Origin of the sequence: Salinarchaeum sp. IM2453 (assembly GCF_019693215.1) — an archaeon.
Taxonomy (GTDB): domain Archaea; phylum Halobacteriota; class Halobacteria; order Halobacteriales; family Salinarchaeaceae; genus IM2453.
This window is the reverse complement of sequence record NZ_CP081183.1, coordinates 1,796,208-1,822,535: the sequence shown is the minus strand read 5'-3', so window position 1 is coordinate 1,822,535 and position 26,328 is coordinate 1,796,208. Positions and strand designations below refer to the sequence as shown.

General features: G+C 46.7%; 22 protein-coding genes, 1 tRNA gene and 1 pseudogene. 11 read left to right on the top strand and 13 right to left on the bottom strand.

Annotated features, from left to right (window positions below):
• Positions 1–100: 100 nt before the first annotated feature.
• Both K0C01_RS08795 and K0C01_RS08790 read right to left on the bottom strand, forming a co-directional pair.
• Positions 101–733, bottom strand: a complete 633-nt coding sequence (locus K0C01_RS08795) for a histidine phosphatase family protein (protein ID WP_221169336.1) — start codon at positions 731–733, stop codon at positions 101–103.
• 278 nt (positions 734–1,011) lie between these two features.
• On the bottom strand, positions 1,012–1,902 hold the full coding sequence (locus K0C01_RS08790; protein WP_221169335.1) for a coiled-coil domain-containing protein: 891 nt from the start codon (positions 1,900–1,902) through the stop codon (positions 1,012–1,014).
• A gap of 539 nt (positions 1,903–2,441) precedes the next feature.
• Between K0C01_RS08790 and K0C01_RS08785 the strand changes: the two genes are divergently transcribed.
• Entirely contained in the window at positions 2,442–3,845 is a 1,404-nt protein-coding gene (locus K0C01_RS08785) for a carotenoid oxygenase family protein (RefSeq protein WP_221169334.1), read from the top strand.
• Positions 3,846–3,917: 72 nt separating this feature from the next.
• Here the strand turns inward: K0C01_RS08785 and K0C01_RS08780 are convergent, their stop codons facing one another.
• The 3 genes from K0C01_RS08780 to K0C01_RS08770 all read right to left on the bottom strand — a co-directional run bounded on the left by K0C01_RS08780 (position 3,918) and on the right by K0C01_RS08770 (position 6,058).
• Positions 3,918–4,715: an SDR family NAD(P)-dependent oxidoreductase gene (locus K0C01_RS08780; RefSeq protein WP_221169333.1), complete on the bottom strand. Its 798-nt coding sequence runs from the start codon at positions 4,713–4,715 to the stop codon at positions 3,918–3,920.
• 857 nt (positions 4,716–5,572) lie between these two features.
• Positions 5,573–5,647: transfer RNA gene (locus K0C01_RS08775), tRNA-Val, on the bottom strand.
• A gap of 39 nt (positions 5,648–5,686) precedes the next feature.
• Positions 5,687–6,058 carry a VOC family protein gene (locus tag K0C01_RS08770; RefSeq protein ID WP_221169332.1) on the bottom strand — a complete coding sequence of 124 codons (372 nt, stop codon included), beginning with the start codon at positions 6,056–6,058 and terminating at the stop codon, positions 5,687–5,689.
• Between the two features lie 186 nt (positions 6,059–6,244).
• On the opposite strand from K0C01_RS08770, the gene K0C01_RS08765 reads away from it, so the two are divergent.
• The 3 genes from K0C01_RS08765 to K0C01_RS08755 all read left to right on the top strand — a co-directional run bounded on the left by K0C01_RS08765 (position 6,245) and on the right by K0C01_RS08755 (position 12,017).
• Positions 6,245–7,126, top strand: coding sequence for a DNA-3-methyladenine glycosylase family protein (locus K0C01_RS08765; protein ID WP_221171238.1), 882 nt, complete (start codon positions 6,245–6,247; stop codon positions 7,124–7,126).
• Positions 7,127–7,257: 131 nt separating this feature from the next.
• The gene (locus K0C01_RS08760; protein ID WP_221169331.1) at positions 7,258–8,667 is read left to right on the top strand and encodes a class II fumarate hydratase; all 1,410 of its coding nucleotides are present in this window, start codon (positions 7,258–7,260) and stop codon (positions 8,665–8,667) included.
• Between the two features lie 416 nt (positions 8,668–9,083).
• Complete coding sequence (locus K0C01_RS08755) at positions 9,084–12,017, top strand: efflux RND transporter permease subunit (RefSeq protein ID WP_221169330.1); 2,934 nt, start codon at positions 9,084–9,086, stop codon at positions 12,015–12,017.
• Between the two features lie 13 nt (positions 12,018–12,030).
• On the opposite strand, the gene K0C01_RS08750 is transcribed toward K0C01_RS08755, so the two are convergent.
• Positions 12,031–13,314: a TIGR00341 family protein gene (locus tag K0C01_RS08750; RefSeq protein ID WP_221169329.1), complete on the bottom strand. Its 1,284-nt coding sequence runs from the start codon at positions 13,312–13,314 to the stop codon at positions 12,031–12,033.
• 239 nt (positions 13,315–13,553) lie between these two features.
• Here K0C01_RS08750 and cooS point away from each other — a divergent pair, with 239 nt between their 5' ends.
• Both cooS and K0C01_RS08740 read left to right on the top strand, forming a co-directional pair.
• The gene (gene cooS, locus K0C01_RS08745; RefSeq protein WP_221169328.1) at positions 13,554–15,434 is read left to right on the top strand and encodes an anaerobic carbon-monoxide dehydrogenase catalytic subunit; all 1,881 of its coding nucleotides are present in this window, start codon (positions 13,554–13,556) and stop codon (positions 15,432–15,434) included.
• Between the two features lie 2 nt (positions 15,435–15,436).
• A complete protein-coding gene (locus K0C01_RS08740; protein WP_221169327.1) occupies positions 15,437–16,315 on the top strand; it encodes an ATP-binding protein in 879 nt (292 codons plus the stop codon).
• A 134-nt stretch (positions 16,316–16,449) separates the two neighbouring features.
• Here the strand turns inward: K0C01_RS08740 and K0C01_RS08735 are convergent, their stop codons facing one another.
• The 3 genes from K0C01_RS08735 to K0C01_RS08725 all read right to left on the bottom strand — a co-directional run bounded on the left by K0C01_RS08735 (position 16,450) and on the right by K0C01_RS08725 (position 18,877).
• Positions 16,450–16,914: an Lrp/AsnC family transcriptional regulator gene (locus K0C01_RS08735; protein WP_221169326.1), complete on the bottom strand. Its 465-nt coding sequence runs from the start codon at positions 16,912–16,914 to the stop codon at positions 16,450–16,452.
• Between the two features lie 51 nt (positions 16,915–16,965).
• Positions 16,966–17,412, bottom strand: coding sequence for a universal stress protein (locus K0C01_RS08730; RefSeq protein WP_221169325.1), 447 nt, complete (start codon positions 17,410–17,412; stop codon positions 16,966–16,968).
• A 112-nt stretch (positions 17,413–17,524) separates the two neighbouring features.
• Positions 17,525–18,877 (bottom strand): MFS transporter, encoded by a 1,353-nt coding sequence (locus K0C01_RS08725; RefSeq protein ID WP_221169324.1) that lies wholly within the window; start codon positions 18,875–18,877, stop codon positions 17,525–17,527.
• A 742-nt stretch (positions 18,878–19,619) separates the two neighbouring features.
• Between K0C01_RS08725 and K0C01_RS08720 the strand changes: the two genes are divergently transcribed.
• Entirely contained in the window at positions 19,620–21,029 is a 1,410-nt protein-coding gene (locus K0C01_RS08720; protein ID WP_221169323.1) for an amidase, read from the top strand.
• A gap of 72 nt (positions 21,030–21,101) precedes the next feature.
• Here the strand turns inward: K0C01_RS08720 and K0C01_RS08715 are convergent, their stop codons facing one another.
• Positions 21,102–22,478 carry an outer membrane protein assembly factor BamB family protein gene (locus K0C01_RS08715; protein WP_221169322.1) on the bottom strand — a complete coding sequence of 459 codons (1,377 nt, stop codon included), beginning with the start codon at positions 22,476–22,478 and terminating at the stop codon, positions 21,102–21,104.
• 180 nt (positions 22,479–22,658) lie between these two features.
• On the opposite strand from K0C01_RS08715, the gene K0C01_RS08710 reads away from it, so the two are divergent.
• The 3 genes from K0C01_RS08710 to K0C01_RS08700 all read left to right on the top strand — a co-directional run bounded on the left by K0C01_RS08710 (position 22,659) and on the right by K0C01_RS08700 (position 25,095).
• Positions 22,659–23,540, top strand: coding sequence for a Rho termination factor N-terminal domain-containing protein (locus K0C01_RS08710; protein ID WP_221169321.1), 882 nt, complete (start codon positions 22,659–22,661; stop codon positions 23,538–23,540).
• A gap of 60 nt (positions 23,541–23,600) precedes the next feature.
• The gene (locus K0C01_RS08705; protein ID WP_221169320.1) at positions 23,601–23,870 is read left to right on the top strand and encodes a TFIIB-type zinc ribbon-containing protein; all 270 of its coding nucleotides are present in this window, start codon (positions 23,601–23,603) and stop codon (positions 23,868–23,870) included.
• A 187-nt stretch (positions 23,871–24,057) separates the two neighbouring features.
• Complete coding sequence (locus K0C01_RS08700; RefSeq protein ID WP_221169319.1) at positions 24,058–25,095, top strand: cell division protein FtsA; 1,038 nt, start codon at positions 24,058–24,060, stop codon at positions 25,093–25,095.
• Between the two features lie 114 nt (positions 25,096–25,209).
• Here K0C01_RS08700 and K0C01_RS13090 read toward each other — a convergent pair.
• A pseudogene (locus K0C01_RS13090) lies at positions 25,210–25,389 on the bottom strand (hypothetical protein); the annotation flags it as partial.
• On the opposite strand from K0C01_RS13090, the gene K0C01_RS08695 reads away from it, so the two are divergent.
• Positions 25,345–25,560: a DUF7718 family protein gene (locus tag K0C01_RS08695; protein ID WP_221169318.1), complete on the top strand. Its 216-nt coding sequence runs from the start codon at positions 25,345–25,347 to the stop codon at positions 25,558–25,560. The pseudogene K0C01_RS13090 and the gene K0C01_RS08695 overlap by 45 nt on opposite strands.
• Before the next feature lie 96 nt (positions 25,561–25,656).
• Here K0C01_RS08695 and K0C01_RS08690 read toward each other — a convergent pair whose 3' ends face one another.
• Positions 25,657–25,839, bottom strand: coding sequence for a DUF5786 family protein (locus K0C01_RS08690; RefSeq protein ID WP_221169317.1), 183 nt, complete (start codon positions 25,837–25,839; stop codon positions 25,657–25,659).
• An 88-nt stretch (positions 25,840–25,927) separates the two neighbouring features.
• Positions 25,928–26,302: a hypothetical protein gene (locus K0C01_RS08685; RefSeq protein ID WP_221169316.1), complete on the bottom strand. Its 375-nt coding sequence runs from the start codon at positions 26,300–26,302 to the stop codon at positions 25,928–25,930.
• Between the last annotated feature and the right edge of the window lie 26 nt (positions 26,303–26,328).

Below are 26,328 nucleotides of genomic sequence, written 5' to 3'. Positions count from 1 at the left end.
CACTTGACGAATGAGTAATATATTAGTTTTTCATGAGATAATATTATAGATTAGGTAACGTATTTCTGAAACAGTGATGAGATAACGAGGAAGGATAAGATCAAGAGAGGAAGCTATCTTTGGATACATAGTCAATGTCTTTTTGGGTCCCTGTGTCAACAATCTTTGTGAGTGAACAATTTGATATATCTATCTGTTTGATGCTCGTCTCATAATTGTATCCCAATATTTTCCCAACAATCAGAGTGATCACCCCTCCATGAGTGACAATTAATATAGTTTTATCAGTATCGCTATGCCGCTCGCAGATATCCGTCCACACATGTTGTACCCGAGTGTCAAATGACGCGTAGCTTTCCCCGTTTTCTGGAACTTTTTCCGCAGCCAGATCCCCATTATCAAAGATCGAGTATTGAGGATAGCGCTCAAAAAACCCGTCACTGTTGAACCCTTGATAGACCCCGAAGTTTCGTTCTCTAAGGTCACTATGATATGTGACTGACGTGTTTCCAAGGGTCCCTTGCTCGGTGAGGATATTTGTAGTTTCTCTCGCTCTGGGGAGATCAGAGCTATATATCGTATCCGGAGTCGCAGATAGTTGTTGGAGATGTTTTCTCAGAGTGTGTGCCTGGTTCTGACCAGTGTTATTGATAGATGTATACGCCCATCCCTGGATTCGATTATCTCGATTCCAATCTGTTTGTCCGTGGCGGGTTAGATAAAATTGTGGCATGCGCTGTGAGAAGGATTCTGCTCGGATAAGTTGATTGCAAACTCGACATCAGGTAGTAGCGTATCTCGAAGGTATACAATATCACGGAAGTTCCGGTGACAGGTGTCGTCACCGGAACAAGGCTCTAGCCCCGTCCCCCTCTTTCGTCGTTTGTCGTCGTTTGCTAGAACATACGTACGACTAACCGTACTATACTAACATAACCGCACTAACATGATTTAGTTAGTTCCGTGAGAGATTAGCCCTTCTCAGGGGTAGATTTTGCCCCGGGGACATGTTCATCCGGTGACGACACTTGTCCCCGGACTAGATTGATCGGTATTTGTCGGGGATGATTCTCCGGGAATCTCTGCATCATCCGGGATAATGATGCGTCGCTCTTTATAGGTCAACCCGTCTGTTCGACGCGTCTTTTTCTTTACCTGAATCCGATTCCGCGTCAGCATATGCATCACGTCGATAATACGAGACACCAGTTTCTTCGCATATTCTTGGCTCACGTCTGAACGTTCTCGAATAATCCACATCTTCAAATCCGACGCGGAAACATATTCACGGACGTTTTTACACCCACGTTTCCACGGACTATGTCGATTACCTCGAGAAGCCCACAGTTCCGCTGCCAACTCCTCAGCATCTGAATTCGTGGTCCTGTTGAATGTATCCTCGTCCATCCGGTTGAGTTTTTGAATCGGTAACAGGTCTTCATATGGGAGTGCGTCAGGACCGTCTTCTTCGATAGCTTCTGGAAGGTCTTTTGCTTTGTAGAAGACTTCACCGTCTCGCTTGACTGTCTTTAATTGGTCAGGTCCGTCTGGCAGCAAATCCGGCATGACATGGTCTTTTCGGAGCTTGCTTCCCTTTTGCAGTTCTTTGCTGTGCAGTTCACAGAGCATGTCTCGGTATTGGTCGATCCACTCTGTGACCCAACCTTCCTGCTTGGATTCAAGGTCAATGATTGTCGAATTGAGCTCATCAACTTCTTCATTCGTTTCTTCAAGTTCATCGCGGAGCTCGTCGTTTTCTTCGCGTAATTCCTCGTTGGCTTCTTTGAGTTCTGCAATCTCGTCTTTCAGCGAGTTAATTTGAGCATCCTTGGCTTCAAGCTGATCAGATAGCTTGATCACTTGCGACTCAAGGGAGTCAACCCGTGAGACGAGATCACTCATCATAACCACCTCTGGTAGTAGCAAAAGCAGGCTGCTGTGCTGGGTTGATGGCGATGGTATATGCTAGCGATACACCTGTTCGTGCGAGACTTTGATAGTCTCGTAGTGTATTTCTCTGCATGGCTTCCGTAGCTGGGTTACGGGAGCCGTCGCAGGTCGGTGCGACCACACCGGCCTGCAACTTCTCACTAATTCTGATCCACTATCAGAAGTAAGTGTCTCCCGATAATTCCATATCACTTAGCCGAGACTATAAAACCACAGGAAAGCATATGGGTATAATATTTCATGCTGGTAATCAACACTAATTGATTTGTCCAAAATCAATAGGATAGTCACCTCTACAAAAATAAATTGACCTCCTATCACGGCTGAAACTGGGGCGTTCACCTTGCCACCGCTATAATTAGTGTATACAGAAGAAATAGACCGAGTGACTCGGGGCTTGACCCTGGGTACTTCACAAACTTCGAGTCGGTATCACAGTACTAGATAAAGACGCCCGTTGATTCATGCTGATAGAGCACAACTACAATGTGATGAATGCTAATTCCGCGCCTGTTGGATTTCGATCAGCTACACAGGAATACAAAAACGTCGAGCTACCGGTGGAAGGCAATATTCCGGATTGGCTTTCAGGTTCACTGATCAGAAATGGACCAGGCCTGTTTAAATACGGTGACACCCGTGTTAATCACTGGTTTGATGGATTAGCGATGCTTCGTCGGTATCACTTTGCAAGTGGAACGATCAAATATTCAAACCGATTTATTCAGTCAGAATCATACGCCACCAGAAAAGACGGGCCAAGCGGACAATTTGCCACAAATAACGCTGTCGCGGATGCAAAAGCATGGATTAAGTCACTAGGTCCGCCCGAACCGACAGACAACACAAATGTTCATGTGTTGCCAGTCGGGGATTACTACATTGCATTGACTGAAACGCCACGACAGTTAATTTTCGATCCCGTAACGCTTGAGACTAAAGGAGAACTTCGATGGGAGGATGACATTACTGAGCACATTGCAACAGCCCACCACACGATTGATCCAGCAACAGGTGAAGCAATCGGCTTTGGGATTGAGTTCGGAATGCAGTCAAAATATCACGTGTATCAAATTGTTCCAGAAACAGGTCATCGGCAGCGAATTGGAACAGTCCCAACACAGCGGCCATCCTACATCCATGATTGTGCTGTCACCAGTCAATATGTGATTCTTGTCGAGAGTCCACTCGTGATCCAGTTTCTTCGAGCATTATTACCATGGGGAGAAGGACTACTTGATGCTCTATCATACGATGAAGACGCTGATACCCGATTTTTAGTCATTGACCGGGATACTGGTGAATTGGTCGCTGACCCGATAGCAGATCAGTTTTTCACACTTCACCATATCAATGCTTACGACGACAATGAGCGCATCGTTATCGATCTAGTCGCCTTCGAGGATGCAGCAATTATCGATTCACTACAAATACCTAATCTGACTGATGATGGGTTTGATGGAGCGCCGACTGGCGAATTTCGACGGTATAAACTACCAATTAGCGGAGACAAGTCCATCAATTGGTCCCGGAAATTTGTAGGCGGACTGGAGTTACCAACTGTCCCTATGTCAGTTCGGACCCGTCCATATCGATACGCCTATGCGCAGGCAACTGATCGACGTAATGCGAACGGCATCGTGAAAATTGACGTAAAGACGGGGCGCTCAGTTGAGTGGTGGGAACCAGAAATATACATCGAGGAGCCACGCATGATTCAGCATCCAGATGGAAGTCACGAGGATGAAGGTGTTGTAATTGCTTCAGCGGTTGATACAGCAAATGAAGAGGGCTTATTGTTAGTGTTCGACGCAGAAACACTCACCATGTTAGCCAAGGCAAAAGTACCAGAGGTACCTCCATTTGGGTTCCATGGGCGATTTATCAGACAATAGAACACGCAAGACGATCTTAGTAGTCGAAGGCAGCGTGAGCAATCACCGGGTTATGTTGAGATGGGCAGTTGATTATCGGTCAATCAGTTTGTGCAGCAGACCTCCGGGAAGACCAGATCGTACAACACGATCAAACACTCGAGTTGGTAGTATTGTTTGAAGCCATGGCAACCAGCGGGCGCGGCGTCCTATACGGTATCGGGCTTTGGGTCGATCAGCTTCGATTGCTGCTATGATATAATCAACGACAGTGTCAACAGAAACAGAAGTGGGACTATAGGACCTGAAATGATAATAATCTTCAGCATAGGCGCTGCCCGACATGTTGTTGAGCGAACCAGTGGCACGTTCATTAAATCCCGTTCGAATGGGACCGGGTTCAATAAGCGAGACATCAACGCCTTTTGAAGCAACTTCCCTGCGTAACGTGTCAGTATATCCGGCTAGGCCTGCTTTTGATGCACTGTAGCCACCATGATACGGGAGCGAAACACGGCCAACAACCGAACCAAGGATAACAATATTACCACTATGCTTCCTGATTGTTGGTAACGTTGCATAAATCGGCGTATGAACCGCAGTGAGATTTGTAGCAAGGTGTTTTTCAAATGATGATGGTGAGCAGTCTTCAATCGCTGCAAGTTCATACCAGCCGACTGCCGAAATGAGTGTTTCTACTTGCTCCTCTGATAACTCTTCCTGAATAGTCTGTTCATCTGTAAGATCAACTGCACGAGTATCAACATCATCAGGAAGTTGATCTAGCGCATCACGATCACGGTCGACAACGATTAGGTCGCGTTTACCGCGAAGACGCCGTACGATTTGGGTCCCAATGCCACCGGCTGCGCCGGTAACAAGAGTTTTCATATAACAGGAAAGTACGCCAAACCCTATCAATGGTTGAGACACAGATTATTCATGAACAGGTTATCCTGCTATGCTCTCTACTTCCACTTAACCTACCAGAGATATTATGGATGACATATACCTGATTATCGACGATACTTATAGATTGGAAACAGTCTGTTTGCAGAGAGAAAGAGAGTTCTTCGGGGGTCGTTTGAAGACCTTCGTTTTTCGTGATCACGAGAATTGGAGATTCTCGAACGACTCGACAGCGAGGAAGAGTATCATAACAAATATGATGGAAGTTATACAGCCTAATCGACAACAAACAGATAATCACCAGAAACGAAGTATTCACGGTATAGACTTGAAGTCCTCAATTCCCTCGCTGGTCGTGTGGCGGTTTGTGAAGGTAACTCCTCTCAGCACCGTCCATTGGGCGTGTAATGGATATTTTCGGGCGAGGGTGGATCCACCGAGCCTCACGGACCCCCTTTTTGTGTCTCAGGTGTGAGCTCCAGTTGACCCCAACCTGAGAAGGCCAAATGAAATTGAATTTACCTACAGGTGCGGGCACAAGACGGGGAATTCTCGGGGATTGACCCCATGGCAGTTGACACTGACGCATACGGAGTGTCTCACCTATACTAATAGTACTCGCACGACAGGCAGTATTTTCAAACCATGAACACCTGCTGTGACCGGTAAGAGATGGGCTGAAACTTACGATATGGGGGATGTTGTGTTAACTATATTAACGACATATGCTGTATTATATGGAAAGCTTGGGCTTACTCGGTAGCGCAGTTGCTACAGAGTAATCCAGCATAAGTGAGAACGGCTTGAAACGTTCTGATCATACTTATTACAATATAAAGTGGGTTGGGGCGGATTTGAACCGCCGACCTCCTCCGTGTGAAGGAGACGTCATAACCAGCCTAGACCACCAACCCTATACAGCGATATTACAGGTCTCAACTTAAGATTGTTTCCTATTCCAGTGGTTCAATGAGTTCAACCGGATGGCCATCTGGATCCAGAATGAAGGCAGTGCGGGCTCCAGCAGCTGGCTGATCTCCGGGTTCCTTTTGTACTCCATGGTTATTGATTTCCTCAAACGCCTGATCAATGTTTTCGACATGAACTGCAAAATGATCAAATAGCTCACCCGACTGTTCTGGAGTTACACCGTCAGTTTCGGAAAGTTGTAGCTCAACACCATTCTCATCAGCAACATACACGTTTCTTGTGTCACCATCTTCAGTTGTAAACTCCCATGATCGTTCGAATCCCAGTTCTTCAGTGTACCACGTCGCAGCCTGCTCAGCATCGGCAACATTTAAGCAGAAATGCAAAATTGCCATACGTAAACGAGCATTCCATTACTAAAAATTATTATGGTGTCTGGTAAGAAAGGAGTACATTTGGCTTCGATAAAATACAGTGAAATACCTGCCGACGTTATGAACAACGTCTTGTCTGGGATAGCAGACTTCTGGCAGCCGAAGACTATCGTAAAGCAAAACCACGACCGGGCATAGTATTACATGATGGAACGTGGCGAAATTTCAGTGTCGGAGCTTTCTGGCGGGATTGATCTGACAACGACATTAGAAAGCGGTCAAACGTATCTTTGGCGTCGGTCTGACGGAGAGATGTATCAAGAACCACCGTCTGAGGGATGCTGGTATTCAACAGTACATGATGAAGAAGTTATTCGAATTCGACAGCAAGACGACATACTTGAGTGGCAGGGTACCGACGACGTAGTTCCACAAATTAAGGAGCTCTTACGACTGGAGGATGATCTCCCAGCAATCTTGCGGACAGCTCCCGAGGATTCATTAATCAACACCGCACTGGAGTATGCAACAGGATTACGGATCGTTAATGATGCGGCATTTGGGTCAACAATCTCGTTTATTTGTTCTGCACAGATGCGTGTATCACGTATTCATCGGATGGTATCAGCACTTGCCGAAACGTATGGGAGCGAATATACGCTAAATGGTGAGACATACTACGCATTTCCAACTCCGGAGCAGCTTGCATCGGCGTCAGTTAACGAACTTCGAGACCTCAAGCTGGGATACCGTGCACCATATGTAAAAGAAACTGCACAGATGGTAGCAGACGACGTTGCACATCCAGCGAAAGCCGAAACAATGTCGTATGAGTCCGCACGGTCATACCTGACCCAGTTTACGGGAGTTGGAGATAAGGTCGCAGATTGTGTGCTTTTGTTCTCCCTTGGATTTTTGGAAGCGGTGCCACTTGACACGTGGATTCGAACAGCAATCGAGGATCACTATCCAGCGTGTGCAACTGGCAGCTATGCATCGACATCACAGGCAATTCGAGAACAGTTTGGTGGAACCTATGCAGGATATATTCAGACGTACGTATTCCATTATCTCCGGAACAACGGATAGTAGTGCGTGTCCAACAGCACGTGCTACTTGAGAAAACGTCTGCTCTTCTGACGACTGTTTTTAAGTGAAGCGAATGATACTGTGCAAAGGAACTAGGAAACTTTTTGGATACGCTGTGTTCCGGGTATAGTATGAACAATGATGAAACACGAACCGAAGAGGACAGCTTAGGGAAGATGGATGTCCCAGCAGATGCATACTGGGGAGCACAGACCCAACGAGCGGTGGAAAATTTCCCTATTTCAGACCAAACGTTTGGTCGTCGATTTATTCGGGCACTCGGAGTTGTCAAAAAAGCAGCTGCACAGGCAAATCGCGATCTTGAATGTATTCCAGAGGATAAGGCGATGTGTATTATTGATGCAGCTGATGAGGTAATTGCTGGAAACCATGATGATCAGTTTCCGGTTGATATTTTTCAGACAGGATCAGGAACCTCATCGAACATGAACGCAAATGAGGTTATCGCAAATCGGGCAACCGAGCTGTATGGTGGTGACCTTGGGTCCCGTGAGATTCATCCGAATGATCATGTGAACTATGGACAATCATCAAATGATGTAATCCCCACAGCAATGCATGTTGCTACTATCGAGGCACTTGAAAAAGATCTACAGCCGGCACTAGAGACACTCACCGAAGCGCTTGAGCAAAAAGCAGATGAGTTTGATGCTGTCGTGAAAACAGGTCGAACACACCTACAGGACGCGACCCCTGTTCGGCTTGGGCAGGAATTCGCTGGGTATGCAACACAGGTTCAGAAGGGCAAAGAACGGGTCAACACTGCAAAAGAACAGGTATCTGAACTTGCACTCGGAGGAACTGCAACGGGAACAGGGTTAAATACCCACGAAGAATTCCCAGAGCGTGCAGCAGAGTATATCAGCAAGGAGATCGGTATCCCAGTGTACGAAGCGGAAAATCATTTTGAAGCACAGGCTGCACACGACGCGATGGGAGACGTCCACGGAACATTGCGAACAATTGCTGGTTCACTCAATAAGATTGCAAATGACCTTCGGCTGCTAGCGTCTGGGCCACGAAACGGGATCGGAGAAATTGATCAGCCGGAAAATCAGCCTGGTTCCTCAATTATGCCTGGAAAAATTAACCCGGTAGTTGCGGAGGCCGTTAATCAGGTCCACAAGCAGGTTGTTGGAAATGATGCTGCAGTATCTGCAGGTGCGGCTCGAGGAGAAATTGATCTGAACCTATACAAGCCAGTAATAGCACACAATACACTGAATTCAATTAATCTACTAACAAATTCGAGCATCGCGTTTGCTGAGAAGTTTATACAGAAACTTAAGGCAAACAGAGAGCAGTGTCAAAAACAAGTTGAGCAGTCGATGGCACTGGCAACAGCGCTAAATCCAGCCATTGGATACGATAAAGCCAGTGAAGTTGCTAAAACGGCCCTGAAAGAAGGGAAGACAGTTCGAGAGGTTGCAATTGAGAAAGGATATCTTACCGAGCAGGAAGCAGACGACGTGCTTGACCCAGCCGCGATGACAACGCCCGGAATCCTCGGTGATAACTGACGTTAGAGCAACTGATATCTGGAATGTTCTCTCCGATTGATTCGTTGATTGCTGGATGGAGGCAAGGTCAAGGACAGCGGTTATCTGGATCTGTCACCGGTGGTCATCAACATATATAGAAAATTAGCTGAGTACTTCGGGATTAACCCTCAAGGTACTTCGCACGGCAATTTCAGATATTGAAGTGATCTATCTCAGTAACGACTTTTGTACGATATCAAGTTCTTCTCTTCCCGATTTATGGAAAATACAAAACAGAGAGCGGATTATCGAGACGATAACACTAAACTGACTGACCGTTCAATTAACATAACACATGTGTAGATATAGAGAAGATATTGAGGAATTTCTACATCAGTCACAGCACTGCTTTAGAACTGGGTATAGAGAGGTAAAGTAAGTGGTGAGTAACGGGTATGAGTGACTTGCCTAATCGGATTGCGGACTTTATTACGGCACACAGTAAGATCCTCATTGTTGTATTACTGCTAACTACTGCTGGATTTGCTGTTGGGGTGCCGATGGTTGAGCAGGATTCGGAAGTTGAACAGTTCGAGTCCGAATCAGAAGCAACAGAAGCACAAGATTACATTAATGAGAATTTCGGGGTAGAGATGGACGATGATGAGGATGAATTCCAACAATCAGCTGTCCAAGCGGCGTATCGTGCTGATGAAGGGGAAAATGCTCTCTCACAAGATGCGCTGGTTGCAACGTTAGAATTCCAAAAAGAACTGCTTGAATCAGAATCGGTAGGTGAAACACTTGATCGCAGGTCGCCGTTCCAAAGTGTAGCCGGATTAATAGACGTTGAAGGAGAAGGGCAACTAAATCAGCCGCCTCAAACGATAGAGAACAAAACAAGCCAGATTGAAAATCGAATTGAATATATTGAGGAAGATCTTTCAGAAGAAGAGCTTGAGGAAAAATTACAAACGTTAAGTAACGATCGAGATCCTCGCTATCTTTCATTGCTACCAGAAGCATATGAGCCTGGTTCAGTAGAAGCAGAAGCGCAATTAGTCGTTATCGCGCAAAGCACTGGTAGCCCGTCGTTCGGTAATGTACAGGAATTTAGCACAGTGACAGATGCGCAGTTGGATATTCGTGACATTGCAAATGACCGTGAAGAGACATATGCATTATTCGGACCGGGTATTCTTGCCGACGAAATTGAACGATCATTAGGAGATAGCTTCATTATTGTCGGGCCGTTGGCGCTTTTATTTGTTGTTGTTGCATTATCAGTTGCCTACCGCGATATCGTTGATATCTTGCTTGGGATGTTTGGGGTTGTTGCTGTTTTGATCTGGATGTTCGGATTCATGGGATTTGCAGATATCCCATTCAATCAGTTGCTCATCTCAGTTCCAGTATTACTGATCGGGCTCTCAATTGATTATGCAATACACGTGTTTATGCGGCATCGTGAGAAACGGGGTGAGTCAGATGCTGATGTCCGCCGATCGATGACACTTGCGCTTGCCGGGGTTGGGGTCGCACTTGTGTGGGTAACCGTAACCGCTGCGATTGGATTCCTTGCAAATCTGGCCAGTCCAATTGGTCCACTGCAAGATTTCGGTATTGTTGCAACGTTTGGAGTCGTTTCAGCACTGTTGGTATTCGGTATACTCACGCCAGCACTTAAGATTGAGATTGATGGGCTACTGGAGCGATTTGGCTTCAACAGAGAGAAACGGGCATTCGGGACAGGTGGATCAATCTTCTCTGGCATGCTTTCGGTAGGGGCTCGCTTAGCCCGGCGAGTTCCATTTACTGTTGTCATTATTGCACTGTTAATTACTGCCGGAGGAGTATACGGAGCTACGCAAGTAGATACAAGCTTCCAAGAAGAGGACTTCTTAGCAGATAGTCCTCCAGAATGGACACAAAACCTCCCCGAGCCATTTGCTCCGGGTACATATCAGGCCAAAGCTGATCTTTCCTATATCCAAGAGACATTCCTAACCGAAGGAAGTGACATAGACTTTCTAATACAGGGTGAAACAACGGCAAATGAGACATTACAATGGATCTCTGAGGGACAGGAGTCCCTCAACGAACAAGAGACGGTAATTATTGAGCCAGCAACTGGAGAAGCAGATATTACCTCTCCTCTAACGGTTATGCAGCAGACTAGAGCCGATGGTGAGAATGAGGCGTTCAATGATCTATACAACGAGTCTACAGATAATGACATCCCAGTCAGGAATATCGAAGAACTGTATGGACTGTTGCTTGATGATCCGGAAACCGCAGCCTCTGGAGCTGATGTTATCTATCGCACAGAAGAAGGAGAATATGAAGCATTACGGATGACAGTTGAAGTAGAAGGCGATGCAGATATCGGCGAGGTAACTGAGGAGATGAGAGGAGTGGCAAGCGAACTCGAAGAGATTAGCGATGGGAACTTACAGATTCAAGCTACTGGCGAACCAATTATTTTCTCAGATGTTGAAGCAGATCTTCTAAGTACGGTCCTACAGGGACTAGTACTCACGCTTATTGCTGTGTTTGTATTCATGATTGTTGGGTACTACTTCGCTGGTAATACAGCATCACTTGGAGTTATCACATTACTCCCTGTAGTGCTGTCAGTAATGTGGATCCTCGGGTCAATGTGGGTTCTCGATATCCCATTTAACGTGCTAACAGGAACAATTACGTCACTCACAATTGGACTGGGAATCGCATACAGTATCCACATTAGTGCTCGCTATCAGCTTGAGCTAGAGCGCCAAGACACAGTCTGGGATGCATTATATACCACAGTTACCGGTACAGGGGGAGCACTGGTTGGAAGTGCTGCAACAACAGTAGGAGCATTTGGAACACTCTCATTCGCCATCTTCCCAGTGCTACGACAGTTTGGTATTATTACTGGGTTAACAATCATATACGCGTTCTTAGCAAGTGTGTTGGTTCTTCCGTCGCTGCTAGTACTGTGGACAAGATACATTGGATCACCTCCCGGAGGATCCCCATCAGAGGATGAGCCTCCAAGTAATGGTTCCTCTGCGAATGCACCGACACAGAAAGACAAGCAGAAGGCTCATCACCAGATAAGAAATAAAACGGCGCAAAAAGAACAACAGCAGAGAGACAGTTCCATAGTTGAGCCAGCAAACGACGGAATAAACAGCCAGCAAAAAACCTCGGAAGAATCTCCAGGAGAGAAGCTTCGTCAGCAACAGCAAGCTGATGTAGTTATTATTAAGGAACCTGATCCTAGTGATAAAGAAAGAAAATTAGAAACAATTGTTCCTCCCCCAGACAGTGATGATGAAACAGACGACATACATAATCCCGTATATCAGGATGTGACGATTGTTAAAGACAAAGATGAATAATAACGTTTAGACGCTATCGTCTTTGTTGTTCAATAAATCTAACATCGATGGCAACGCTCTCGCCAACGGTTTCGTTAATGCGATCTTTGATTTGATCAGCTAAAGGTGGCAGATCCGTGCCCCCTTCTCTTCCGACAGTTACCGTCACTTGATCAATTGAGCTTCGTAACGGATGGTCATTTGTCTCCACCTCAGTATCAATCAAAGTCAGATCAGAGTGATCATCAACGATATTATCCACCTCTGTTTGAATTGTCTGCTCATGTGCTGCTGCTTGGTTTGTCATAAATGTAACACCAACGAGGAAGACAGAAAGCACTAATATGCCGATAACGAGTGCTGCAACGCGGACGCGCATCATACTACGAGCATCAGACTGTTCAAACCAGTGTTCAGGTCGGTATCCCTGATACCATAGCACCATTAATGCAGACAAGTTGATTGAGAGGATATTAACACCCAGCAGGATTCCAGCTCCAGCAACAAGTGTGAATTCACTCCAAGCTAGTCCAATCCCAACAACTGCGGCTGGCGGGATTAATGCTGCCGCAATCATCACACCAACAAGTGCTGCCGAAACACCGGCGGATAAGCTCAACGCTCCTGCGATACCTGCCCCGATTGCAACAATCAATGCCAGAAAGTCAGGAGCAAATCGTCCCCGAACTTGTTCAAGACCGAGTATGTCAATTCCAGGAGGAACAACATTTAGAATTTGAATTGAAGCTGCAAAAACGGTGGCCGCCAACACGGCTCCAGCCGCCCCGTAGATCTGTCGAAGTACCCCCTGCGATCGCAGCTCATCGTTGTTTGTCACAACACCGGTACTTGCCGCCAAGGCAGGCCCGACTAGTGGCGCAATGACCATTGCCCCAATAACAATTGCTGGGGAGTTGAGCAAAAGTCCAGCAGTTGCTACAACAGTGCTAATGACAGTGAGGGTATAGTAATGTCCTCGCGATGAAAGGAGGTCTTGGGCCGTGGACTGCAGTTCTTCCCTTGCAATTCGCTCCTCACTTTTATTCTCAGCATATTTTTCCTGTAATTCGTTGAATTTGTTCGACTCAATTGTACTAGCTTCAACAATAACTGTAATCCCATCTTGGCTGATACCGGCGTTCCGTAACTCTTCTAGCAGTGGCTCAACGGCATTTTTCGGAAGTGGTACGTAGATTACGGCCGAGTAGTTTCGGTCACTTGTCTCATCCGTTTCGATATAGTCGGCATTGTAATTTTTGAGTACTCGGTGAACCGTGGTCTCTTCTTCAGATGAAACCGTGAGTTGAACAAGCCGCACAATGAAGGGATGTATGTCTGATGCCGTAATAAAACACGTTACTGTCTAAACGGAAGCCAACTACGTATCCTGAGATAAATCCAGGAAGTAGGCCTAGTTATTACCTTACTCCTGTGATATAGTATCATTTTGAGGCAATACGCTATATACCTCAGGTTTCTTTGATCGAAAATAAGAGGATAGGAACTTGTTACCTTGGTAAACGTTTAACATGCACCATATATTACAGAGGTGCACAGATGTCCTATTCTGGGGATGAAGATCAGTCGTTACCGTACGATCGTTTAGAAGAGTCCAGACCACAGTGCCCCTTCGGAACAGGGGGAGGGTGCTGCCGAATCTGCCACATGGGGCCATGCCGGGTAACTGATGAAAAGCAGGGGATGGACCGAGGTGTATGTGGTGCCGGGCCTGGAACGGTTGTCGCTCGAAATCTATACCGACAAGTTGCGGCCGGTGCTGCCAGCCATGCTGATCACGCTCGAGAGGTTGCAGAGGTGCTGAGAGAGGTTGTCAATAAAGATAACACTACATACAAAATTCGTGATGAGCAGAAGCTACGTACCATTGCTAAGGATTTAGGGATTAATGCAGAAGGAGACATTGATACAATTGGAAAGGCAGTTGCTGATGCCGCCCTCAATGATTTTGAAGAAGGCAATGAAGGAACGTTAAATTGGCTTCAACGAATGCCGAAAGAACAGCGCCAGTACCTTACGGAAAAAGATATTCAGCCGACTGCGAGCGCAGATATGGAAGTCGCCCGTGCAATGCATCGGACAACACAGGGGAACGATGCAGACTCAAGGCATCTCCTTCAGGGGACTCTTGAGGCGGGATTAGCTGATGGATATGCTGGATTGACGATGGGCACTGATCTACAAGACATACTCTTTGGCACTCCGATGCCAACAACAACCGAGGCTAACCTCGGTGTATTGAATCCAGATCAAGTGAATATTGCCGTACATGGTCACTCACCTGTTCTTAGTGAAATGGTGGTAAAGCACGCACAACAAATGGAACAAGAAGCAAAGAAAGTAGGGGCTGATGGAATCAACATTGTTGGAATTTGCTGTACAGGTAATGAACTTGCCCAGCGAGATGATATCCCACTTGCAGCACACAGCACACAAGCTGAGATGGCAGTTACAACGGGGTCAGTTGATGCAATGGTCGTTGATGTCCAATGTATTTGGCCCGGCTTAGATGACCTGATTGAGTGTCACCACACAAAGTTGATCACGACAACAGACTTCGTTCAGCTTCCAGAGGCTGAACACGTTAGCTTCAATCCAGAAACAGCTGATGCAGATGCACAGGAGATAATTAAGCGGGGGATCGACGCCTATCAGGACCGAGTTGAGAGACCGGGCTATACAACGGACGTACCAGATCAAACGCAGCAAGCTGTCGTAGGCGTTTCAGATAAATTTGTTTTTGAAACGCTAGCTAACGCAAACCCTGAGGACCCAACACAGCCATTAGTGGAAGCAATTAAATCCGGGCAGTTACGAGGGATTGTGGGGATTGTGGGGTGTCCCAATCCAAAGTTACGAACAGCTGACATGACTGAGAATTTGATCGATGAATTGCTTGCAGAAGACATTTTACCAGTCGTAACAGGATGCATTGGACATATCGCCGCACAAGAGGGATATCTTGACCCCAAAAATACGGATAAGATGGCCGGAGATGGCTTAGCAACAGTTCTTGACAATCTTGAGGAAGCGGCCGGAGCAGAGCTACCGCCAGTTTGGCATATGGGTTCATGTGTTGATAACTCAAGAATTGGAAATGTGCTGCGCACACTTTCTGAAGAAACAGGTACTCCGACGCGACAGTTACCGGTGGTTGCAAGTGCACCAGAACTGATCGCTGAAAAGGCCGTTAGTATCGGTACGTGGGCATTAGCTCTCGGATTACCACTGCACGTTGCTCCAGAATTACCTGTCAATCACAGTGATGAGGTGACTAAAATATTGACTGAGGAATTGAAGGAAATAACCGGTGGGTACCTTATACAGGAGTCAGACCCAGACGCAGCCGCAAATGAAATTATTAGCGCAATCGACCAGCGACGAGAAGTTCTGTTTGCTTCACCAGCAAGAGGTGACTGATTATGTGCGATCACTGTGGTAATCATCAAGAACCCACGCATGATCATAATCAAGACTATGATCATGAACACGGCCATACTCATGTCAACAAGGAAATTAACAATAAGCGTCCTACGAAACCTATAGCTAAGTTAAATGATCAGACGCTACGAGTTGCCGTTACCGGAAAAGGAGGCGTTGGAAAATCAACACTATCTGGAGCACTTGCCCGACGATTATCCACATATCAAGAAGTCATTGCTGTAGACGCCGATCCAGATAGAAATTTATCAACGACAATCGGTTGTGAGTCACCGATACCAATCACAGATCGTGAGACATTAATTCAACAACGTGCCGGTAGGAACGGGCTAGTGAGGATGAATCCGGAGATCGACGATGTATTCTCAGACTGTTCATCCTCATTTGGCGAGAACGGAAAACTGGTTACAATTGGAACTCCGGAAACAGCGAATACGGGATGCCTTTGTCCGGAGCAAAACTTCGTGCGTTCATTCGTCAGCTCAGCCCTTGAGTCCGATGTAGCTATCCTCGATATGGAAGCTGGTGTTGAACATCTGAGTAGAGGCACTGCCAAAAGTGTTGATTCAATAATAATTGTTGTCGGGCCGTCACAAACAGCCATCGAAACGGTCGAGACAATCAAGTTGATGGCTGACGATTTGGGTATAGATTCAGTGTACGTGGTTCTAAACAAAATACGGGATGGTCAGTACGAACAGATTGCAGGGCAGATCGACATTCCAGTCATTGAAACAATTCCGTACGAGGATGAGATTATGGATGCCGCACTCAACGGAAGACCACCAATACAGGCGAGCGTTCGTCTAGAAGAAGCTGCAGACCGTATTATCGATGTATTGACATCATCAGAAATTTAGACAGGAATCCTATCTTCGTAACAATCGTGACATCCTCCTCGGCGTAAACGGTGGGATTCTCTCCTCGAAGAAAGCTGGAATTTGTAACTCGGCAAGTAAATTGCACTTCTATGCGATAATTCTTAGACAAAATATCACTCAACGTCGAATTCATCAAACGGTGTTGATCTTCGGCGGCGGACAAGAACTTCATCAACAACGGTAAGACCCATATCAAGAAGTTCCTGTGCAACTGGAGTAATGTCGCTATCTGTCTCACCGACAGCAGTGACTAATATATTTTCCTCACCTGTGACGAGTTCTTGAACGGAAACAACAGCAGGGATATCAAGGATATCAGAAACGAGATCCCCTCGTTTTGGTATTGGAGCGGTGCAGTACAGAAGCATTCGAATAGGGTATCCTGATTCGTCGTAGTTGATATTTGCACTGTATCCTTGAATTATGCCTTCAGATTCAAGTCGCTTAATTCGCTTTCGAACGGTACTTCCCGCGACGCCGGCTCGCTCGGCAATTTCGTCGGATGTAATGTTCCGGGCGTCTTCTTGCAGCGCGTGGAGAATAGTGCGGTCAACATCATCGAGATCCGGATCTTTCATATCTGTATATGCGAGAGAGACGAAAAAAGGTTCTTTGGCTGTGTCTTGGAATTAGTCGGGGGTTGACTCTTCTTTAGTTTGACGAGCGATCGTCACCGAAACAGGGGAATTACGAACCACTTCTTCAGCAACGCTACCAAGCAACATCCGAGAGAGTCCTGATCTCCCATGGCTGCCCAATATAATATGATCAATATCATGCTCAGAGGCATAGCGGATGATAGCATCTGCCGGACGGCCATACTCAACCGCAGTTTCAATGTCGACATCGTACTCCGCAGCGATCTGTTCTGCACGTTCAAATAGATCGTCTGCCCCAGCCTGTTTTGCAGCATGCCATGCATCTGCTGCGCCTCCTTCGATTCCATAACTTGATTCTCCAGTATCAAGGATATGAAGAACAGTTAAGTCATCTGTGTTGAGCCATGCACAGGCCTCTCGGAGAGCCTCCCATGCTGGATCGGACTGGTCAATGGCAACCAAAACGTTCTCTTTCATGGTTGATACATAAACGCCGAGTGAATTAGACTTTGTCATAAACCGTCTGGTAAGTAGCACATGAGACTCCTTCTGCGAATTTGTTGACGGGAAACCAAGTCACGAACGTAACTTAGCTATCGATTACATATAGACTGACAGACAAAAGCAATCCAACAAGGGCCAAAAGCAAAAACAGGATGAAACCAAGCGCATACCCGGTTGGCCCATAGAGGTCAACAAATATTCCGAGCAATGGCGGGGCAACAAACCCTCCGAAGGCTCCAACTCCTCCCACAAGTCCTGATGCACCACCAACGGCATCAGGGACATACTGTGGGAGGAGTTGAAACACGGCTGCACTGGCCACGCCAATGCCCGCTGCAAGAACAACCATTCCAATAACTGCTGTTATCGTCCAGGGGGAGACACCGAGCAAAGAGGTGTCAAGTCCAATGGCTGCAAGGACTGATGTTTGACTGAGCATCAATATTAGCGAAGCAGTAGCAATAATACTGAAGCTAAGAATAGCGGTTCGTTCGCCTCCAATTCGATCGCTCAGTATACCGCCCGGAATACGGATTATCGCTCCAAGGACAATGAAGCCAATTGCAGTCAGAGCACCGGCAACACTGGAACTTATCCCGTGATATGATGTCCAGTATGTCGGGAACCAAACGGTCAACGCAAGGAATCCACCAAACGATGAGAAGTACATTGCCACAAGTGCCCACGATCTCGGAATTGTGGCAGCCTGCTTGACAGATTTAAATGTGTCTCCGCTTGGAAACAGTTCCTGGCCATGTTCACGGGCTTTGCGCTCCGCTCGGTCTGGATCGACACCGAGCTTTCGAAGTTGGAAATAGTACGGGTCTACAGCGTAGATAGCGTAGATGATTGTCCCAAGTATAAGTAGCACAAGCCAGAGAAGGTAGGTCTGTGTAAGTCCAATTGTTGCGATAACGACAGGAATAAGAATCGTAAACACACCTGGTGAGGTGTTTCCGATTCCAGCGTAGATGGCAAGTGCTGTTCCCTGCTTATCTGCTGGGTACCAGTATGATGTCTGCGCATTACCAACAGAGAAAGCACCAATTCCACAGCCGCTCAATGCGCCAAAGAGAAAGATCAGTGGATACAGCTCCATTGAAAGGCCACTGGGATAGAACAATACGAGGATAGCTGAGAGACCAGCCATACCGATGATCGATAGCCCGAAAAGGATCAGAAAAGGCTTTCTTGCTCCAACATCGTCGGTCCACGCCCCAAACGGAATCCGGATCAAAGAACCAACAAGATTCGGAGCGGCGACTAAAATTCCGAGTAAGATTCCAGACAGTCCCATCGCTTGCTCGAACTGATCAGCGGCCGGGCCATATACGACGATACCTGCAAAACCAATAAAGAACCCAAACGTTGCCGTGAGAAGTCCTTGGCGAGGGGTCCCGTTAAGTGTAGTATTCGATTGATCTGTTGTAGATGTCATCTCTTCATGCACCTCGCTCACCATCTGAGCTGTTCGACAGATTTGTGAACGAAACAGGAGGACGATTCCTCCTCAATCGTCTTTTTCTCCTAATAACACGAAGAACAATATGGTCAATAAAAGTTTTGAAACTATCATAATGTGATATTTGCCGCTGTAAAGGAACAATATAGTGGACGTGTGTAACGAATGAATATATACCATAACTTCCTTTTAACCCTTTGCAGGCTAAGTCCCCGTCCTCAAAGGGCGACCACCGGGAGCGAGTAGGGCGGGGATACAGCCGTCGCTTAATCAAATCAAAAACATTCAACTCAATTGCCAACAAATACTGAGTCGTGACGGGATTCACTCATGAGGCTGGCTTAGAGTGGGATCATAACCACGGTCAGACTCTATCATCGCCGTCACCATCGAGTAGGGTTGGAACAATCCAAAGCAACGCCTGCGGAGACTGGCACCGCTGCGAGCCTGTCCCAGCGTGAGACAGTGCTTGCAAGTGCCGTCGTGGAAACAGGAAATCCTGTCCGAGAGGCAGGAAGCCCCGCCCTCAACGAAGCGAGGGCACACCCCGAGCGGAGTAGGGCGGGGTAAGTTCACTAAAAAGCTCTGAGATTAGCCCAAGATACATGGACAGTCATCCCCCAAGATCTTATGGAAAAATGGATTGACAACTGTCAGACAAGCAAACCGGCATCAGTTTCATTTTGGACGGGACATATGGTACTAACAGTTCGGCAGCATGGACCAAAAGAAGATCACAGGACTCACTTTGAGGGAGATAACAAAGCGTGCCAAATCAGGTTCGATTGCACCAGAAGCAATTGTACAAACATATCTTGAGAAGATTGATCAGCAGGAGCCAGATATTAACGCGTTTATTACAGTAACTGGGGATCTTGCGAAAGAACAAGCCGTCAGGCTTGAGGCGTATTCTGAGGATCAGCGTTCACAGAATCCGCTCTACGCAGCTCCGATCGCAATTAAGGACCTACGACAGGGGAAGGAAGGTGTCCGACATACAATGGGGTCGAAGCTCATTGACGAGCTGGGATACACATCTCCAGAAACATCTCCGGTTGTACAACGACTTGAGGAGGCAGGAGCAGTTATCATCGGGAAAACAAACACACCAGAGTTTGGACACAAAGGAATGACTGATAACAATCTTATCGGACCAACTGCATCTCCAGTTGATCAGTCGTTGAATGCTGGAGGATCATCTGGTGGAAGTGCCGCTGCAGTTGGAGCGGGGATGGCAGCAGCTGCGATTGGAAGCGACGCTGGAGGCTCGATACGGATTCCAGCTACATTATGTGGAGTATTTGGCTTAAAGCCATCATATGGACTTGTGCCGGTTAAGTCACGACCAAATGCCTTCGGGAAGAAAATGCATCACTCAGTTACAGGACCAATCACAAGAACGGCTGAGGATGCTGCCTTAGTCATGGACGTAATTACAGGTATGCATCCGCGTGATCCTGCAAGTGTGCCTGTCGATATTTCGTTTCTCGATGCAATAGAAGCGGGGACATCTAAGTTACAAGTAGCATACAGTCCAAATCTAGATGTGTTTGAGGTCGACTCAGAGATTCAAGACGTTATAGAGAGCCAGATAGAACGACTTGAATCTGGAGAGACTCATGTCGATACCGTAGCGCTTGATCATGGGAGGGACATGCAGGAGCTCACCGCGGTCGTTGAAGAAACATTTAGTGTTAGCCTTGAGCGAGCGGCAGAGACGCTTCGACAGTCGTTTAATATTGACATTCGGGACTATCCAGACAAAGTTGATGACACTTTGGTTAGTTTCATAGAAAAAGCAGACTCTGTTACGACAAAAGACATTGCAACATCCGGAATTGTCCGGACAGAACTATTTGACGCAGTGGAAGATGTCTTCGTAGATTATGACATCCTCTTGACCCCGACATTGGGGAATGTTGATGCAGATATTAACCCAAGCGCTGCGACAGAGTGGGAAAGGGTACTTACGTGGCCATTTAACTGGACAGGGCATCCGGCTGCATCAGTTCCGGTTGGTACAACAGAAGACGGGCTTCCAGTGGGACTGCAGGTTATCGGCCCACGGTATCAGGACGATTTGGTATTAGTAGCCAGTAAGATAGTCGAAGAAAACAGAAGCCAGTAAGCCGCTCAGTTATATATCGTTACAGTATCTTGATGTAACGCCAATTACAGGAAACAGCAGCTTATACAACGATCACTCATCAGACTCTTGCTGTTGGTCTTTGAGTTCACGTAACGCATCAGCCTGTGCATCGACACTGTCACCGCTTGCAGTCTCAGACTCTCCTCCCTGCATGTTCTGTAGTTGCGATACAGCATCGTCAACGCTGGATGAGGTCGTCCGTTTCTCATTCGCTGTCTCAGTGATCTCTCGCTTAGCATCATCGAGAATCTCTGTATTAATTTTGAGTTTACGTGTGCTGGCTTCTTCAGTGCCGCCAATTTCCATATCTGCCTTCTCAAGCTCTCGTTTGATATCAGCACGCACTTGCTCATCAGTGATTGTCGTCTCATCTGAGTCTACGTGTTGGTCGTGATGACCCATCGATCCCAACAGCACACGAGAATCACGGCTGGAGTCATTCTCACCAACCTCTATCGCATAGAGAGTTCGAGCGCCACTTCCAAGGTATGCAACGCCACCGCTAATAAGTGGAGAAGTGATTTGTTCACTAATATCTAAGTGCCAGTCTCGAGTTCCCTCTGTTGCGTTGACTGCATATAATCTACCTTTTGAATTTCCGATATAGACGGTATCCCCAGCAACAGTTGGTGATGCTTCGATACGATCGCTGACGCGATGGCGCCACTGCTTTTCCCCCGTTTCAGCGTCAAGTGCATAGAGAGTGCCACCGTGACTCCCCACGTAGATAGTCTCGTCGGCAATTGTTGGAGATGAAGTTATTCGACCATCGGTTCGGAATTCCCAGAGGTGTTCTCCCGAAGTCGCATCAGCAGCGTACAATGTTCCGTCAGTAGATCCAAAGTAAACAACTCCGTCGACTACTGTCGGCGTTGACCGGATAGCCCCATTAGTTCTTAGCCGCCAGTATTCGTCGCCGGTTTCTTTATTTACTGCATGGAGAGACCCAGAGCTATCACCGAAGTATACGACATCACCAACGATCGTTGGTGCAGAGCTAACTGGATTTTGGCTAAATCCGCTCCCTACGCTGACCCGCCAGACTTCTTCACCATCAGTGACATCAATGGCGTAAAGATGCCCACCCTCAGTTCCGAGGTACAAGACTCCATCAGAGACAGTTGGTGAGTTGTTAATATCCCCAATAATTCCGACTGTCCATTGCGTTTCTCCGGTCTTTTGGTCAAGTGCGTACAGCGTACGATCATTGCTGCCGACACAGACTAATCCATCAGCAACGACAGGAGCTGAGTTAATTGGCCCGCCTGTCTCAAAACGCCATTCTTCGGTACCACTCTGGATTCCAATCGCGTAAAGATAGCCTGCACTATCTCCGACGTATACACTCTCACCGGCAATTGTTGGCAATGATACAGATTCACCTTCAGATGTAAAACGCCAAGCAATCGATCCTTGGGTATCTTCCATATATATGTTCGTAACGCTCAGGGTATTAAGATATGCGTTGTTTTACTTACAACAAATTACAAATTAGTGAGAGTAAAATCAAACTACGTCAAGAAATATAAGGGTGATACCACTATATCATCATATAGATAGTAATTGGCGTGTCGACGTGACACGTGTCAGAAACACATTCATAACACCATGCCATCACTTGATATCACGGAAGAACAACAAGATCGGATTGAGTCACTGCGCAAAGAACTTGAGGAGACACACGGTGGTCCATACGCTACCGTTGAAACATCAGCCGCTGTTGATTACTTACTTGATTTGGCAGAGACAGCTGACGACCCAGATCGGACAGCTGATATTAGCGCTCCGGCAGAGGATACAGGTGACACTGGAAAGACAACAGACAGGGAATCAAGCGATACAGACATCTTCTCGCCGGAGGAAATAAAAGAAAGTCTAAAAGAGAGAAATCGTCGGCACACAGACCAGAGTGAGGCCGAGAATATGGACCTATACACGATTGCGGCTAAATACGATGTTTCCGGCCGCAGTAGTATGACAAAGGCAGAGCTTATTGACGCGATTCTTGAGAAGATTGAGGAGGTTCACGAGGATCCACTGGCTATTGTTGATGTAGAGCTAGAATCAGAACCAGAAACAAAAACAGAGAATAAAGATGCATCTAGAGATGCAGACGCGACCACGACCTCAACGGGAACAGAGGCTGGCGAGCCAACGGACAGCGGACAAGTTGACCAACCAGATCACCCCGAGGAAACAGAGGAATCTGCCAGTCCGGTGGCTCCTGATTTGACAGATGCAGCGGAAGCAGTTACTTCCGATAGCGATGCTGAAGCAGTTTCTGAACCAGAAGAACCAGACACAGACACGACGTCAGGACAATCTGGAGGACGGCTCAATGCGATGTTAAATCTTCTTGAAGCACATAGTGACAAATGGGAAAAATCAGACAGCGATGCGCGATACCAAGTTGAATTACCTGATGGCAGTACAGAAACTGCGCGAACAAAGGACGATGTCCGAGCGCTCTTATTCCAACATTATAGATAGGATATACTAATTCTCTAGCAAAGTCAATTACTAAGTACTATCCAGTGTATAGATACCAATATGGACTGTCCACGCTGTGAATCCGATTTAGAATCATACCAGCTTGGAAACCAAACCGCACATCACTGTGAGGAGTGTGGATTCGTCGGGATTAATATTAACCGAGATCCCGACCAGCCCGAATCCGAGTCGTGGGAAGAAGCATTCGACCGGATTGCAGAGTCTAAAGGGGAGTCCGACATGCATCGGGCAGAAGGTGTAGTGACTCCACGTGATATGGAAGATGATTCTGAGTCTGCCGGTCCCAAGAGAGTGACAAAAAAATCTTGAAGTTTGCGTACCAAGCTATTAGTAAACTACTCCTGCCTATTCGCCACTTTCGGCGGCGCCTTGAGAACGGGGCTTAGCCTACAGAAGTTAAAATAGTTGTTTTATTTATACCAACAGTTATTATATTGGGATTATGCCAGCAACGCTGTGCAATAAACTACTTTTAGGGTGAGCATAAAGAGAATATATGGCCAAAGGTATTGACGTTGGCACGATGAACATTATATCGAGCCAACAGGAAGGCTCCGAAACGGTTTTTGTTCAACAGCGCAACTCGTTCGTCGAAATCGAATACAGCGACATGGCAGAACAGATGCTTTCTCGAAGTGAAGTTCTGCACATACGAAAAGGCGACACTGTTTATGTTGTCGGAGACGACGCCTTGAACTTTGCAAATATTTTCAACAAAGAGACACGCCGTCCGATGCAGGACGGTATTCTCTCTCGAGATGAGTCATCCGCAATTCCAATGATCCAGTTGATTACTGAACAAGTTGTTGGCGAGCCTCGATATGAGGACGAGCGGTTATTCTTCTCAAGCCCAGCTGATCCTGTGGATTCAGATTATTCAACGTTATATCACGAGAAAACGCTCGAATCAATGCTGAGTGATATGGGCTACGATCCGGAACCGATTAATGAAGGAATGGCTGTGATTTACTCTGAGCTCGCAGATCATAACTTCACTGGGCTAGGAATCAGCTTTGGGGCTGGAATGACCAACATCTGCTTAGCCTATTATGCCGTCCCAGTAATGAAGTTCTCAATTGCTCGAGGAGGAGACTGGATTGATGAGCAGACCGCTCAAGCAACAGGTACCCCAGTAGACAAAGTAACAAGCATCAAAGAGGAAGACTTCGCACTTGATTTCGAGACGGATGTCGGTGGCGTTGAAGGTGCCTTAGCGATTTACTATGAGAACCTCATCAATTACGTGATCGAGAACATTGAAGGAGAAGTTGATGAGGAAGACATTGAGGAAGGAATGGACGTTCCAGTTGTTGTTACTGGCGGAACTTCAATGCCGGACGGATTCGACGATCTCTTTGCAGAACATCTAAATGAGGCAGATCTACCATTCTCAATCAGTGGAGTACACTCAGTCGACGAACCAATGTACAGCGTTGCCAGTGGTGCATTAGTTGCTGCCCGCTCTGAAGAGGATCAACAAGAAACAACAGAAGAAACCAGTGAAGAACCAGCAGAAACAGAGTCTGAAGCGTAACGTTATCAGTTGTTGGTAATACGATTTCTTTATTCAGTCTGCGGCGTGCATTTTTTACGAGGGATTTCGGGGCATCTCTCGGATTTACTCAGCGAGTTAATTCACACTGTATTTCTATTTCTTGACAGTCTTTTCGATGGGTATCACTCGGAGTTCTCCGAAGCCGTAGCGCGAGTGTGAGCCGACCCGACGAATGGCGTTCTTCGCCGTCTCCACCGGGCGGTCACCCTCGTACTTCACGACCTAGCCGTGGTCGATGATCTGAAGCCGATACACCTCACGTTGCTCCAGCATAGTGACTGGCGAGAGGTTGTCCGGTACGACCACGATCAGGACGCACCTGGCGGCCACGACATCACCGAAGAGGGACTCCACATCGACATCTACCGCGATGGAGAGAAGTACCGAGTGGAGCAGGTGATCGGCCCGATCCCTGTGAACGAGGGGTTCAACGCCGCCGACTGAATAAAGAAACCGTGCTACCAACTACTGATATAATTAGTACGTGAGACTCACGTATACAGAATTAGCAAGAAGGACAGCTTCGAGGAAGTTGACGGGTTACTCGTCAGTTTCGTCGCGGATGTCGTCGAGCTTGTTTACGAGATCTTCAGTTGACTCCTCGGTGTCGAACGAGACATCTCCCTCATGATCGTTTTTGTGCACATTAATCCCCTCAGCATCATCGTCAGACTCCACGTCTTGATCATTTTGCTCAGATTCATCGTAGCTTCCAAAGCCCATGTTATAGTTAACGGACGATAGCAACTAAAAACACATGGTATGACATCTGTAATTTAATTTAAATATTGATGGGATAACTCATTTTAGTTTACTCTGTGAGATATAGAGACCGATTAGCCATCAAGTATCCAAAGAGAGCAAATCCACTAAATATCGCTAGAATTTGTTGTACAGAAATGTTTGATCCTGCAGAGATAACAGATCCCATCGTATAAATAAGGAAGGTAATGGCAATAAGTAACGATCCAGCCCAACCGATTGGCCGTTGTTGATACAGGGCAATACTAATAATAACGACAGTTCCACCGAAAAATAGTACAGCCCCAACAGATACCATCGATGAGACTGTCCCAGTAAAAAGAAACAGGAAGACAGTATAGATTGCAAGCCCAGCTAACAGCACAGAGATTACTCGTATACCCCGTGGAGTTGTAGTCGAGGTATTTGGCTCTATGAAGTTCATATTGTAGATATGGCTTGCCCTTAGAA

Excerpts from the sequence above, each read along its gene's own strand:
- K0C01_RS08795 (WP_221169336.1), bottom strand. The coding sequence starts at position 733 with ATGCCACAATTTTATCTAACCCGCCACGGACAAACAGATTGGAATCGA.
- K0C01_RS08790 (WP_221169335.1), bottom strand. The coding sequence starts at position 1,902 with ATGAGTGATCTCGTCTCACGGGTTGACTCCCTTGAGTCGCAAGTGATC.
- K0C01_RS08785 (WP_221169334.1), top strand. The coding sequence starts at position 2,442 with ATGAATGCTAATTCCGCGCCTGTTGGATTTCGATCAGCTACACAGGAA.
- K0C01_RS08780 (WP_221169333.1), bottom strand. The coding sequence starts at position 4,715 with ATGAAAACTCTTGTTACCGGCGCAGCCGGTGGCATTGGGACCCAAATC.
- K0C01_RS08770 (WP_221169332.1), bottom strand. The coding sequence starts at position 6,058 with ATGGCAATTTTGCATTTCTGCTTAAATGTTGCCGATGCTGAGCAGGCT.
- K0C01_RS08765 (WP_221171238.1), top strand. The coding sequence starts at position 6,245 with ATGGAACGTGGCGAAATTTCAGTGTCGGAGCTTTCTGGCGGGATTGAT.
- K0C01_RS08760 (WP_221169331.1), top strand. The coding sequence starts at position 7,258 with ATGAACAATGATGAAACACGAACCGAAGAGGACAGCTTAGGGAAGATG.
- K0C01_RS08755 (WP_221169330.1), top strand. The coding sequence starts at position 9,084 with ATGAGTGACTTGCCTAATCGGATTGCGGACTTTATTACGGCACACAGT.
- cooS (WP_221169328.1), top strand. The coding sequence starts at position 13,554 with ATGTCCTATTCTGGGGATGAAGATCAGTCGTTACCGTACGATCGTTTA.
- K0C01_RS08740 (WP_221169327.1), top strand. The coding sequence starts at position 15,437 with ATGTGCGATCACTGTGGTAATCATCAAGAACCCACGCATGATCATAAT.
- K0C01_RS08735 (WP_221169326.1), bottom strand. The coding sequence starts at position 16,914 with ATGAAAGATCCGGATCTCGATGATGTTGACCGCACTATTCTCCACGCG.
- K0C01_RS08730 (WP_221169325.1), bottom strand. The coding sequence starts at position 17,412 with ATGAAAGAGAACGTTTTGGTTGCCATTGACCAGTCCGATCCAGCATGG.
- K0C01_RS08725 (WP_221169324.1), bottom strand. The coding sequence starts at position 18,877 with ATGACATCTACAACAGATCAATCGAATACTACACTTAACGGGACCCCT.
- K0C01_RS08720 (WP_221169323.1), top strand. The coding sequence starts at position 19,620 with ATGGACCAAAAGAAGATCACAGGACTCACTTTGAGGGAGATAACAAAG.
- K0C01_RS08715 (WP_221169322.1), bottom strand. The coding sequence starts at position 22,478 with ATGGAAGATACCCAAGGATCGATTGCTTGGCGTTTTACATCTGAAGGT.
- K0C01_RS08710 (WP_221169321.1), top strand. The coding sequence starts at position 22,659 with ATGCCATCACTTGATATCACGGAAGAACAACAAGATCGGATTGAGTCA.
- K0C01_RS08705 (WP_221169320.1), top strand. The coding sequence starts at position 23,601 with ATGGACTGTCCACGCTGTGAATCCGATTTAGAATCATACCAGCTTGGA.
- K0C01_RS08700 (WP_221169319.1), top strand. The coding sequence starts at position 24,058 with ATGGCCAAAGGTATTGACGTTGGCACGATGAACATTATATCGAGCCAA.
- K0C01_RS08690 (WP_221169317.1), bottom strand. The coding sequence starts at position 25,839 with ATGGGCTTTGGAAGCTACGATGAATCTGAGCAAAATGATCAAGACGTG.
- K0C01_RS08685 (WP_221169316.1), bottom strand. The coding sequence starts at position 26,302 with ATGAACTTCATAGAGCCAAATACCTCGACTACAACTCCACGGGGTATA.